Genomic DNA, 12,127 nt, shown 5'->3' with positions numbered 1-12,127 from the left:
GCGACGGCCGGTCCGGCACCTGCCGGACCGGCCGTCGCGCTGCTCAGAGCCCTTCGGCGACCGATGCGGCGATCTTCAGCCAGGCGTCCCGGGTTGCCGAGGAGAGTCCTCCGTACCGGATCGGCTCGCCGGTGTCGATCAACCGCTCGTACGGGGCCAGCAGCACCGCCCGGGTCCGGGCCGCGAAGTGGTCCTGGATGGCCGGCAGGTCGATCTCCTTGCGTGACGGCGGCATGGACACCACCGTCACCGCCTGCCGGACCAGTCGCTGCCGGCCGCTCTGCTCCAGGTGGTCGAGCATCCGGGCGGCGGTCTCCGCCGAGTCGTTGCGCGCCGACATGGTCACCACGAGTTGGTCGGTGGCGTCCATCGCGGCCTGCCAGTTCTGCGCCCGGACGTTGTTGCCGGTGTCCACGAAGATCAGCTTGTAGAACCGGCTGACCACCTCCCGGATCTCGGCGAACGCCGACGCGGTGAGCATCTCCCCACCCGTGGCCGACTCGTCCGAGGCGAGCACGTCGAACATCCCCTCGCCCTGCGAGCGGACGTACTGCGACAGGTCGCCGACCCGCCCGTGGGCACCCTGGAACTGGCCCAGGTCGCGCAGCATGTCGCGCACCGTGCGGGAGTGGAAGTCCTGCTGGGCGCGCATCCCGAGGGTGCCCTGGGTCTCGTTGTTGTCCCAGGCCAGCACGTACCCGCCGCGCTTCTGCCCGAACGTCATGGCGAGCAGCAGGATCGCCACGGTCTTGCCCGCGCCGCCCTTCGGGTTGACCACGGTCACCTGGCGCAGCCCGCCGAAGTTGCGGCGAACCATCTCGATGTCGTGGCGCAACTCCTGCTCGTGCCGCCCCGGCGGGAGCTTGATCAGCCCCGTCTTGTTCACCACGGCCCGTACGCCCATCGTGGCCACCGGGTCGGCCGGGCGGACCTGCCGGCGGCGGGTGAAGTCCTCGGCGGTCGGCGCGGTCCCGAGGTCGGGCGTCCAGCCCACGTCCGGGTATCCGGGCGGCACCCGGGTCACCCCGTCCGCCTCCTGGTAGGGCGGGTGCGTCACCGGGGCCGCCGGCTGCTGGCCGTGCTGCGGCCAGCCCGGGGGATACCAGCTCGGCTGCCCCGCGACGCTGGGCCCCGGGGCGGGCTGCTGTCCCGGCCCCCACCCCGCCGGCGGGCCCGTCACGGCCGCCGGTCCCCCGGCCGCGTACGGGTCGGCCGCCGGGGTGGGGGCCGTGTACGGGTCGGCCGGCGTGCCGCCGGCGGCGGGCGGATAGGGGGTCGGGGGCAGCGGTCCGGGCGGGTTCATCACCGGCGGGAACGGCCCCGGCGGGTGCACTGCGCTTCCCGCCGGACCGGGGGCCGCACGCCAACTGGCATGCGGCTCCGGTCCCTCCGGCTCCGTCCCGCCCGGCTCGGCCCCGCCGACCGCAGCCGTCCCGACCGCAGCCGTCCCGACCGCAGCCGTCCCGACCGCAGCCGTCCCGACCGGACCCGGGCCTTCCTGCTCCGGTCCGCTCGTGCCGGAACGCCTCGGTGGCAGGGCCCACGGGGACTCGGCCGTCCCCCGCGCTCCGCCGTTCGATCCCGGCACCGATCCGCCGGCCGTTCCGTTCCGCCCGTCGCCGCTCTCGGCCGGTCCGCTCTCGGCCGGTCCGCCGCTCGCGCCCGGGTCGGTCGCCGCCGTCGGACCGGTCACCTCGGGGAAGGCCGGGCCGACCGTCGGCGGCACGGTCGTCGGGGGCAAGGTCGTCGGCGGTGTCGACGGGTCGGCCGGGCCCACCGGCCGACGGGCCGGAATCGGGGCCGGGTGCGCGGTGGCCGCCTGGTCCAGGGTGAAGGGCAGGTGCAGATCCACCGGCCCGGGCGCCGGCTGCCCGGCCCGGGGGGCCGGCACACCGCCTACGGGGGGCGGCGCCCACGCGGTCTCCGACGGCACCGGCGCCCACCCGTCCGGTCCGTTCGCCGACCACTCGTCGGGCCCCGATGCGCTCTGCCCGTACCCGTGCCCCTGGCCCTGGCCGTGCCCGTGGCTACCCCCGCCGTGCCCGTGGCTACCCCCGGCCTGCCCGTCCTGCGGTCCGACCACGGGGTATCCGCCCTGCGGCCCGGCGGTCGCCGGGTACCCGCCCTGCGTCCCGGTCTCGGGATACCCGGCCTGCGGCGCGACGGTGGGCGGGTATGCGTCCCGCTGCCCCGTCCCGGGCCGCGTGGCCGGCGAGGCGGCCAACGACGGGTACGCGCTCTGCGCGTCAGACCCCGGCCCGGGGACCGGGGGAAGGGGTGTCGGCTGCTGGGGCGCATTCACTGCCCACGTCGGGCCGGAGTCGGCCGGCCCGGGATCGGTCGGGTCCGGCGGCCAGAGCGGTTCGATGTCCCGCTCCGGAGCTGGCTGCTGGCCGGGTACGTGGACCCGGTCGGCGTTGTCGTCCACGACGGTTCCTCCCCATTCCTCCTGCCGAGGATAGGCCCCGGGGCCGAGCCGTCGGCCATCGACGCGGATCTCCACCGGTCCGCGCCCCGGAGGCACTCCCCCCGGACACCCCAGCGTGCCGGCGAATCGTCCGGCATGGTGGCCGTACCCGGGGCGGGCGCCGCCGGAAACGCCGCAGAGCCTCTTCAGGCCGTCCAGACCGCCCAGGCGCCCGGCTCGGTCCACCACGACCGCTTCCGGCTCAGCTCCCCCTCGACCCCGTCGTCGAGGTAGGGCACCCGCTCGTCGCGCGGGATGACGGCCACCGCGCGCCCCCGCGCCCGACGCACCTCGAACCGCATCCGCTTCCTGCCCAACGTCGAGCGGGTCACCACGGGAACGGCCACCGCCACCTCGACCACGCCGTCCGTCGGGTCTCCGGCGGTGAGCAGGGGAAGGCCGTCGAGCTGGGCGTATCCGCCCGCGTTGCCGATGGCGCAGGCCAGGAGGGGGTCGTCGCCCGCCGAGAGCACGACGTCGTCGACCTCGATCCGGCCCCGCCAGTGCAGCGGCCGGCCGGCGTCGTCGGCGGCGCCGAGCAGCGCGCCGTCCAGCGTCACCGAGCCGCCGTCGTTCCGCAGCAGGTCGAGCCGGCGGGGGGTGCCGTCCAGGATCGCGGCGGCCACGGCCACCGGGTCGCGCGGCAGCCCGAGCTGCGCCGCCAGGTCACGCTGCCCGCCGCCCCTGGCCGGGTCGAGCGGGAGTACGCCCACCGGCGGCAGGTCCGGCACCGTACGGTTCCCGGGCAGGTCGGCGGGGCGGCGGCTGGGCGGTGGGGCGTACCGCCGGACGAGCCGGCGCACGACGGCCCGCAACTGGCTGTCGCTGGCCGTGGCGACGACCAGCCGGGTCTTCGAGTCGGGATCGGGCCAGGTGAGCCCGTCGGGGCGGGGTGGGCCGTCGAGCCGCGCCAGCACCTCGTCGATCTCGGCGTCCGAGCATGCGGTGACGGTCTCCACCCGGGCACCCCGGGCGGTCAGCGCATCCGCGCAGGCCAGCACCGGCACCCGGGGAGTCTCGCACCGTTCCTCGGCCCGCTCGGGGGCGTCTCCGGTGGTGGTGTCACCGCAGCAGGCCCCGCCGCTGCCGCAGCCCCCGCCGGGAGCGTCCCGCTCCGAGCCGAGGGTGAGCAGCACCACGTCGTACACGAAAGATTCTCCTGACTCTCGACGAACCCCTGCTGGTCCCGCCGTGAACTCTTGTTAGCCTGACACCCCGGGCTCGCCGACCGGTCGCCACCTGGCACCCGAGCCTTCTGGAGGCGGAAAAGATGCCAGCGATCGTGCTCATCGGCGCTCAGTGGGGCGACGAGGGCAAGGGCAAGGTTACCGACCTGCTGGGTGAGCGGGTCGACTACGTCGTGCGCTACTCCGGCGGCAACAATGCCGGCCACACGGTGATCACCCCTGATGGGCAGAAGTACGCCCTGCACCTGATGCCGTCCGGCGCGCTCTCACCGAGCGCGATGATCATCATCGGAAACGGTGTGGTGGTCGACCCGAAGGTGCTGCTGACCGAGATCGACGGCCTCGCCGAGCGCGGGGTGGACGTGTCCCGGTTGCGGATCTCCGGCGACGCGCACCTGATCATGCCGCACCACCGGGCCTTGGACCTGGTGGTGGAGCGCTACCTCGGCAGCTCCCGGATCGGCACCACCGGCCGGGGCATCGGCCCGGCGTACGGGGACAAGGTCGCCCGGATGGGTATCCGGCTTCAGGACCTGCTCGACCCGGGCATCCTGCGCAAGAAGCTGGAGCTCGCGCTACGCGAGAAGAACCAGATCCTGTTCAAGGTGTACAACCGCAAGGCGATCGACGTCGAGGCGACCGTCGAGGAGTACCTGGAGTACGCCGAGCGGCTCAAGCCGTACATCGCCGAGACCCGGGTGATGCTCTGGGACGCCCTCGACCGGGGCGAGACGGTCCTGCTGGAGGGCGCCCAGGCCACCATGCTCGACATGGACCACGGCACGTACCCCTTCGTGACCTCGTCGAACCCGACGGCGGGCGGGGCGTGCGTGGGCGCCGGCATCCCGCCGACCGCGATCAACAAGGTCATCGCGGTGAGCAAGGCGTACACCACCCGGGTGGGCTCCGGCCCGTTCCCGACCGAGCTGTTCGACGACAACGGTCAGCACCTGCGCAAGGTCGGCCACGAGTACGGCACGACCACCGGCCGGGAGCGCCGCTGCGGCTGGTTCGACGCCGTCGTGGCCCGGTACGCCTGCCGCCTCAACGGCGTCACCGACCTGGTGATCACCAAGCTGGACGTGCTCACCGGCCTGCCGAAGGTCCCGCTCTGCGTCGGATACGAGATCAACGGCGAGCGCTTCGACGACATGCCGATGACGCAGACCGAGTTCCACCACGCCACGCCGATCTACGAGGAGCACGACGGCTGGTGGGAGGACATCACCAAGGCGAGGACCGAGGCTGACCTCCCGGAGAACGCGAGACGCTACATCGCCCGCATCGAGGAGATCTGCGGCACCCGAGTCAGCGTCGTAGGCGTAGGCCCCGGCCGCGAGGAAAACGTAACCCGCCACCCCCTCCTCCCCTAACCCCCCTCCTCCCTCCTCCCCCCTCCCCCCTCCCTCCCCTCCCCCGGCCTCCCCCGCCGCCAGCCCCGTTGATCATGAAGTTATTGCCCGCCATCTCGGCGTGTCGCGGCAATAACTTCATGATCAACGCAGGCGGGTGGCGGGGTTATCCACAGCGGGTGGGGGGGTTTTCCACAGGGGGTTTCGGGGGGTGGGTGGGGGCGGGAACCTGGGTTCGTGGATGCGGTGGGGGCGGTTGGGGCGGTGGGGGTGGTGCGGCGGGTTGCCGCTGCGCAGGACGGTGTCGTGACGTTGGCGCAGGCGCGGGCCGCCGGTCTCACCGTGCACGAGGTCCAACGGTTGTGCCGCTCGGGGCGGTGGCGGGCGATCGCGCGAGGCGGTTACCTCGTGGACGCCGACCTGTACGACGGCGTCCCCCGGGCGGCCCGGATCAGGGCGGCGGTGGCGTCTTTCGGCCCGGGCGCAGCCGCCGTCCTCGGGACCGCCGCCGAGCTGCACCGGATCGCGGGGCTGCCCCGGTCCGACGCGATACACCTGTCCGTGCCCGGGGCGGTCGCCAGGCCGGCCCGCGCCGCGCATCCCGAGGTGGTCGTCCACCAGTTGGTGATCGCGCCGGGTCAGCTCGGCTCGGTCGGGGGGATCGCGGCGACCGGGCCCCTGCGTACCGTCTCCGACCTCATCCTTCGTGAGGACCGCTACGCCGCCGTGTCCCTGCTCGACTCCGCGCTGAACCGAGGACTCCTCGGGCCCGAGGAGTTGCGCCTGATCCCGCCCATGATCCGGGGGAGGCGGGGAGCGGTCTCGGCCCGCCGCCACCTCACCGAGGCGGACGGTCGGGCGCAGTCGCCGCTGGAGACCCGGACGAGGCTGCGCTGCGTCGACGGCGGGGTGCCGCCCGAGGTGCTCCAGTTGGAGGTGCGTGATGCCGACGGTTACCTGCTCGGCATCGGTGACCTCGGCTGGCGTGCCGCGCGTCTGATCGCCGAGGCCGACGGGCGGGAGCCGCACAGCGGTCCGCAGGCGTTCCAAGCCGACCGTCGACGCCAGAACCGATTGGTCAACGCGGGCTGGCGGGTCCTGCGTTTCACCTGGTCGGACACCCTGCGTCCCGACTACATCCCCTGGGTCGTCCGCCAGGCGCTCAGGCGCGCTCCCCTCCGGTGATCATGAAGTTGTCGCCCGCGACACGCGGGGCGGCCGACAACAACTTCATGATCAACGGGTGGGGGAGAGGGGGTGGGGGAGGGGTGGGTAGGATTTCGGGTCGTGCGGGTACTTCTTTTGGGTGGTGGGGGGCGGGAGCATGCGCTCGCGCTCGGGCTCTGCGCGGATCCGGCCGTCGAAGGGCTGATCGCCGCGCCCGGTAATCCCGGGGTGGCCGGGGTGGCCGAGCTGCGGGCGGTGGATGTCGCCGATCCCGCCGCAGTGGCCGCGCTGGCCGTGGAGACCGGCGTCGACCTGGTGGTGATCGGGCCCGAGGCGCCGCTGGTCGCCGGGGTCGCCGACGCCGTGCGTGCCAAGGGCATCCCGGCGTTCGGGCCGTCCGCAGAGGCCGCCCGGCTGGAGGGCTCGAAGACGTTCGCCAAGGACGTGATGAACGCCGCCGGCGTGCCGACCGCCCGGGCGTACACCTGCGCGGACGAGGCGTCCACCGCCGCCGCGCTGGACGAGTTCGGCCCGCCGTACGTGGTGAAGAACGACGGGCTGGCCGCCGGCAAGGGGGTCGTCGTCACCGACGACCGGGCCGCCGCGCTGGCGCACGCCGCCGAGTGCGGCCGGGTCGTCGTCGAGGAGTACCTGGCCGGCCCCGAGGTCTCCCTCTTCGTGGTCACCGACGGCGAGGCGGCGGTGCCGCTGTTGCCGGCGCAGGACTTCAAGCGGGTCGGCGACGGCGACGCCGGCCCGAACACCGGCGGCATGGGGGCGTACGCGCCGCTGCCCTGGGCGCCGTCCGGCCTGGTCGACGAGGTGATGGCCGACGTCGTCCACCCCACCCTGGCCGAGATGCGCCGCCGGGGCACCCCGTTCGCCGGGCTGCTCTACGTGGGCCTGGCGATGACCGCCGCCGGCCCTCGGGTGATCGAGTTCAACGCTCGTTTCGGTGACCCGGAGACCCAGGTCGTCCTCGCCCTGCTGGAGACACCGCTCGGCGGCCTGCTGCACGCCGCCGCCACCGGCACCCTGGCCGACCACCCGCCGCTGCGCTGGCGCGACGGCGCGGCGGTGACCGTGGTCGTGGCCGCCGACAACTACCCGGGCCCTCCGCGCACCGGTGACGTGATCACCGGCGCCGACCGTCCGGGCGTCATCCACGCGGGCACCGCCCGCCGGGCCGCCGACGGCGCGTTGCTCTCCGCCGGGGGCCGGGTCGTCTGCGGTACGGCCACCGGCCCCACCCTCGCCGCCGCCCGGGACGCCGCGTACGCGCTGGTCGGCGGCATCGGGCTGGCCGGCTCGCACCACCGCACCGACATCGCCGCCGCGGCGGTCGACGGCCGGATCACAATTCCCCGCTGACCAGGCAACCCCCGCCCCCCTCACCTCCGTTTGACGGGTGAGGTGAGGGGGTGGCGGATTGCCTGCCGACATCGAGGGCTACCGCGAGTACGTCGCTTCGCGGCTGGAGCCGCTGCGTCGCACGGCGTACCTGCTCTGCGGCGACTGGCACACGGCGGACGACCTGGTGTCGATGGCGCTGGTCCGGCTGTTGCGACACTGGCGACGAGTCTCCGCGATGGACAACCCGGACGCGTACGTCCGGCGTGTCCTGCTGCGGGTCTGGCTGGACGAGCGCCGCCGGCCGTGGCGGCGGGAGGCCGCCTGGGCGGACGTGCCGGACGGCGCGGCGCGGTCGGCGACCGACGGGGCCGCGGACCGGCTGACCATCCTCGCCCTGCTGGCCGAGCTGCCGCCCCGACGGCGGGCTGTCCTGGTGCTGCGCTACTTCTGCGACCTCTCGGTCGAGGAGACGGCCCGGGAACTGGGCTGCACCACCGGAACTGTGAAGAGTCAGGCCGCGCGGGCCATCGAGGCGCTGCGGGGCCGCCTCGTCGGCGTGCCGGCCACCCACGAGGAGGTACGCGCCGATGGATGAGATCACGTCCCAACTGCACGCCGCCGCAGCCGACGCGCCGGCGACCCGGATCGACGTGGAGCACCTGATCAGCGCCGAGCGGCGGCATCGCCGGCACCGGTCGTGGGTGTGGAGTGGCATCGGCGTCGCGGCTGCCGTCGCCGCGGTGGCCGTGGTGCCGGCGCTGGCGGCCGGAGGCCCGCCCCAGGCGATCACCCTGCCGGCGTTCGGCATGCCCACCGGTGCCCCTCCGACCCCCGTGCCACTGTGCGCCGGGGTGACCCCGCAGGCCAGCGGGCCCCTGCCGCCCCTGCAGTCGTACGACACGGTCCGTGCCCGGCCGACGGAGGCACCCGGGGACGGGGTCGCCCGACTGACCGGGGCACTCCGGGACGCGCTGCCGTCCCTACTGCCCACCGGGGTGCGGATCGACCCGGCGCTGAAGGGCTGCTCCGAGCCGCAGTTCCAGTACCACCCCAGCTACCGGGAGTACACGCTGGACGGGACGGTCCGGCGGGGCGGGGAGTCCGGCGTCTTCCTGCTCCGGGTGCTGCCGACGGCCACGGACGAGGCCGCGCCGGACTGCCGGCACGCGATCGCGCCGGACGACTGCGAGGTCGTCAACTACCCGGATGGTTCGGCCGCCCTCGTCAGCAGCATGGTCGCAAGGCCGGGTCAGCGGCAGCTGCAGGTGCTGCTGCTGCGGCCGGACGGCACCTCGGTGCTCGCCGTCACCAACAACTTCCGGAATGATCGGGGCGGCAACCAGGTGCGGACCTCGAAGACCGCCGACGAGCCCCTGCTCACCGTGGAACAGCTCGCCGCGATCGCCCGGGCACCCGGCCTGACCGTGTACTCGTGAACCGTGGGTCGGTCGGCCGGGGCCGTCGGGACCGATCGGCGGGCGTGGGTCAGAACATGCCGAGGGCGGCGCCGATGACGGCCTGGGCGGTGGCGCTCAGCTCCTCGCCCTTGGCGTTCGTCGCGGTGATCGAGTACTCCACCCGGAACCGGCCGTCCCGGGTGGAGGCCACGGCGGCCAGGTAGCCGAACCGGGAGCCGGTCTTGGCCCACAGGGTCTCGCCGTTCGGCAGCGGCATGGCGGTCAGCCCGGCGCTGTACCGGGCCGGCCCGCCCTCGACGTCGTCCACCTGCGGGAGGGTGAACATCTCGGTGAGCTGAGGCTCCGGCACCACCCGGCCGGTGAACAGCGCCGTGATGAAGGTGTCCAGGTCGGCGAGGCTGGAGATGACGTCCCCGGAGGCCGGGGTGAAGGTCTGGCTCCAGGTGGTCGCGTCCACCAGCTCGGTCACCCCGCCGCGCACCACGGCCTGGTAGCCGTGCGCGTGCGGGCCGTGGATGCGCGGGTCGTCGCCCGGCGCGTACGTGTCCCGCAGGCCGAGCGGCCGGGCGATCCGCCGGTCCAGCTCAGCCTCGTACGAGTGGCCGGTGACCTTCTCGATCAGCAGGCCGGCGACGATGTAGCCCATGTTGGTGTAGTGCTGCCTCTCCCCGGGCTCGAACTCACGGCCGTTGTCCAGCCCGCGCCGGACGATCTGTTCCGGGGTCCACCGGTCGTACCGGTGGGCGAGCTGCCACTCGACGCCGCCCGGCATCCTCGGGCTGGGGATGCCGCTGGTGTGGTCGAGCAGCTGGCGGACGGTCACGGTCGGGTAGTCGGCGGGCAGCAGGCCGGGCAGGTACCCCTGCACCGGCCTGTTGAGGTCGACGCGCCCCTCGGCGGCGAGCTGGGAGCACCAGGGCGGCGGTGAAGACCTTGGTTGCGCTGCCCACCCGGAACCGCGCGTGCGGCGGCACCGGGGCCTGGGTGCGCAGGTCCCGTACGCCGCTGGTGCCCGTCCAGCAGCCCTCCGGGGTGGTGATCCGCACCTGGGCGCTGGTCGCGTCGGCGCTGGGCAGGCCGGCGATCGCCGCCCGGAGGGGGCTGGGGTCAAGGGTGCCAAGCCGGCAACCGGCGCCGCCACGGCCGAGCGTCGCCGTCCCGGTGCCCACGGAGCCGGCAGCCCCGGAGCCGGGGGCGGCGGCGGCCGCGCCGGGGGCGGTGACGGTCAGCAGAGCGCCGAGCGCCGTGGCGACGAGGACGGTCCGGCGATTCGTGATCTTCATGCCGTCGAGCCTGCCCGCCGGGGGGTGCCGGAGCATCCGGGAGAGTCCCCCGGCGCACCCCGGTCGGCGGCTCGGGTGAGTCCCTGGTGTGCCCGGTCTGCGGCCGGGGAGGAACCCCTGGGCCGTGCTGGTGGCGCGGCCGGGGGAGAGCCAGTCAGTCGTAGTAGCGGCGCAGCTCGCGGCTCAGCACCTTGCCGGTGGCGTTGCGCGGCAGGTACTTCACGAAGACCACGTCCCGGGGCACGGAGAACCGGGCCAGGTAGTGCCGGACGTACTCGCGGACCGCCTCCGGGTCCAGCGTCTCGCCGGGGTGCAGCGCGAGGAACGCGGCGAGTCGCTGGCCGTACTCCGGGTCCGGCACGCCGATGACGGCAGCCTCCCGGACCTGGGGGAGCCGGGCGATCAGATCCTCCACCTCGGACGGGAAGACGTTCTCCCCGCCGGAGACGATCATGTCGTCGGCCCGCCCGTCGACGAAGAGGAGCCCGTCGACGCCGACCCGGCCGAGGTCCCCGGTGTCCAGCAGCCCGTCCCGGCTCTCCCGTCCCGCCCCCGAGGTGTAGCCCTCGAACAGCATCTCGTTGCCCACGAAGATCCGGCCGACCTGGCCGTCGGGGACCTGCCGCCCCTCCTCGTCGAGGATCCGTAGCCGGGTGCCGTGCGGCGGCCGGCCGGCGGTGGTGGGGGCCCGTCGTAGGTCGGCGGGGCCCGCGATGGACGCCCAGGAGACCTCGGTGGAGCCGTACAGGTTGTAGAGGACGTCGCCGTAGGCGTCCATGAACCTCGTGGCGAGCCCGCCGGGCAGCGCGGAACCGCTGACCGCGACCACCTTCAGCGGCGGCCTCCGGCCGGGCGGGGGCACCTCCATCAGCCGCTGCACCATCACCGGCACCGCGAACATGGCGTCGCAGCGCTGCGCCGCCAGCGCGTCCAGCGTGGCGGCCGGGTCGAAGCGGCGGTGCAGCACGATGGTCGCCCGCAGGGCGAAGCAGACCTGGAGGGCGGCGTACCCCCAGGTGTGGAACAGCGGCGCGGCGATCAGCACGGTGTGCCGGACGTGCAGCGGGATGCGGTCGATGATGGACACCAGCGGGCCGAAGCCGTGCGGGGTGGGCCGGCGGGCCCCCTTGGGCGCGCCGGTGGTGCCGGAGGTGAGCACGATGGTTCGGCCGTCGCGCGGCGGCGGCCGGAGGTCGCCGGGCTGCGCCCACGTGACCAGCTCCTCCTGCCGGGCCTCGTCGACCCGGTGCAGCTCGGCGGGGAGGCCGGGGAGCCGGTCGGCGAACTCGGCGTCGTGCACCAGGACCTTGAGCGCCTGCTCCTCGGCGATGGTGGCGAGCTGCGCGGCGGAGAGCCCGGAGTTGACCAGCACCGCGTCCGCGCCGAGCAGGGTGGTGGCGACCATGGCCTCGATCAGCCCGTGGTGGTTGCGGCAGAGCAGCCCGATCCGGTCCCCGGCCTGGACGCCGAGCACGCCGCGCAGCGACTTCGCCAGCCGCTCGGCCCGGTCCAGCAGGTCCCGGTACGTCAGTTCGGCGCCCAGCTCGTCGACGACGGCGGTGCGGCCCGGTTCCCGGGCGGCGGCCTGGCGCAGCTCGCCGGCGAGGCCCCAACCCCACCTGCGCAGCGCGCCGAGCTGGGCGGCGATCCGGGTCGGCCGGCCCGGGGTGAGCAGCCCGCGCCGGGTCAGCGTGGCGACGATGAACGGCAGGTCCATGCACGGCCTCCTTCGGCGGTGCGGGGCCCCACCTGTGGGGCTCCTCGCCGGGCGTGTCCGGTCTCAGGTGCCGCCGGTGTTGCTGGGGCCGGCCACGCCCTGCTCGCGGGCCCCTCCGGTACCGGTCTCCACCGCGCCGGCGCCCTCGGCGACGAGGGCGCCGGCGCGGTGGTCGCGCGTGGT

Annotated in this window: 8 protein-coding genes and 2 pseudogenes; 5 read left to right on the top strand and 5 right to left on the bottom strand. The window is 74.5% G+C overall.

Annotated features, from left to right (window positions below; all coding sequences use genetic code 11):
* Nucleotides 1-43: 43 nt before the first annotated feature.
* Both OG559_RS10975 and OG559_RS10970 read right to left on the bottom strand, forming a co-directional pair.
* The gene (locus OG559_RS10975) at nucleotides 44-1,933 is read right to left on the bottom strand and encodes a chromosome partitioning protein (RefSeq protein WP_405116570.1); all 1,890 of its coding nucleotides are present in this window, start codon (nucleotides 1,931-1,933) and stop codon (nucleotides 44-46) included.
* Nucleotides 1,934-2,613: 680 nt separating this feature from the next.
* Complete coding sequence (locus tag OG559_RS10970) at nucleotides 2,614-3,615, bottom strand: hypothetical protein (RefSeq protein WP_405114855.1); 1,002 nt, start codon at nucleotides 3,613-3,615, stop codon at nucleotides 2,614-2,616.
* Nucleotides 3,616-3,737: 122 nt separating this feature from the next.
* On the opposite strand from OG559_RS10970, the gene OG559_RS10965 reads away from it, so the two are divergent.
* The 5 genes from OG559_RS10965 (at nucleotide 3,738) to OG559_RS10945 (ending at nucleotide 8,962) form a co-directional block, all read left to right on the top strand.
* Nucleotides 3,738-5,027 carry an adenylosuccinate synthase gene (locus OG559_RS10965; protein WP_405114853.1) on the top strand — a complete coding sequence of 430 codons (1,290 nt, stop codon included), beginning with the start codon at nucleotides 3,738-3,740 and terminating at the stop codon, nucleotides 5,025-5,027.
* 216 nt (nucleotides 5,028-5,243) lie between these two features.
* Nucleotides 5,244-6,191, top strand: a complete 948-nt coding sequence (locus tag OG559_RS10960; RefSeq protein WP_405114851.1) for a type IV toxin-antitoxin system AbiEi family antitoxin domain-containing protein — start codon at nucleotides 5,244-5,246, stop codon at nucleotides 6,189-6,191.
* A 102-nt stretch (nucleotides 6,192-6,293) separates the two neighbouring features.
* On the top strand, nucleotides 6,294-7,544 hold the full coding sequence (purD, locus tag OG559_RS10955; RefSeq protein WP_405114849.1) for a phosphoribosylamine--glycine ligase: 1,251 nt from the start codon (nucleotides 6,294-6,296) through the stop codon (nucleotides 7,542-7,544).
* A gap of 58 nt (nucleotides 7,545-7,602) precedes the next feature.
* A complete protein-coding gene (locus OG559_RS10950) occupies nucleotides 7,603-8,121 on the top strand; it encodes a SigE family RNA polymerase sigma factor (protein WP_405114847.1) in 519 nt (172 codons plus the stop codon).
* Nucleotides 8,114-8,962, top strand: coding sequence for a hypothetical protein (locus OG559_RS10945; protein ID WP_405114845.1), 849 nt, complete (start codon nucleotides 8,114-8,116; stop codon nucleotides 8,960-8,962). The genes OG559_RS10950 and OG559_RS10945 overlap by 8 nt, the downstream gene beginning before the upstream one ends.
* A gap of 49 nt (nucleotides 8,963-9,011) precedes the next feature.
* On the opposite strand, the pseudogene OG559_RS10940 reads toward OG559_RS10945, so the two are convergent.
* The 3 genes and pseudogenes from OG559_RS10940 to OG559_RS10930 all read right to left on the bottom strand — a co-directional run.
* Nucleotides 9,012-9,839: pseudogene (locus tag OG559_RS10940) on the bottom strand (serine hydrolase domain-containing protein); the annotation flags it as partial.
* 73 nt (nucleotides 9,840-9,912) lie between these two features.
* Nucleotides 9,913-10,227: pseudogene (locus OG559_RS10935) on the bottom strand (hypothetical protein); the annotation flags it as partial.
* A gap of 154 nt (nucleotides 10,228-10,381) precedes the next feature.
* Nucleotides 10,382-11,944: an AMP-binding protein gene (locus OG559_RS10930; protein WP_405114843.1), complete on the bottom strand. Its 1,563-nt coding sequence runs from the start codon at nucleotides 11,942-11,944 to the stop codon at nucleotides 10,382-10,384.
* Nucleotides 11,945-12,127 lie beyond the last annotated feature (183 nt).

Source organism: Micromonospora sp. NBC_01405 (genome assembly GCF_045040155.1).
In the GTDB taxonomy this organism is placed as follows: Bacteria; Actinomycetota; Actinomycetes; order Mycobacteriales; family Micromonosporaceae; genus Micromonospora.
This window is presented reverse-complemented; position numbering and strand designations above follow the sequence as displayed.

Bases quoted from the DNA above. Each gene is read 5' to 3' on its own strand.
- OG559_RS10945 (WP_405114845.1), top strand. From the start codon at position 8,114: ATGGATGAGATCACGTCCCAACTGCACGCCGCCGCAGCCGACGCGCCG.
- OG559_RS10930 (WP_405114843.1), bottom strand. From the start codon at position 11,944: ATGGACCTGCCGTTCATCGTCGCCACGCTGACCCGGCGCGGGCTGCTC.
- OG559_RS10965 (WP_405114853.1), top strand. From the start codon at position 3,738: ATGCCAGCGATCGTGCTCATCGGCGCTCAGTGGGGCGACGAGGGCAAG.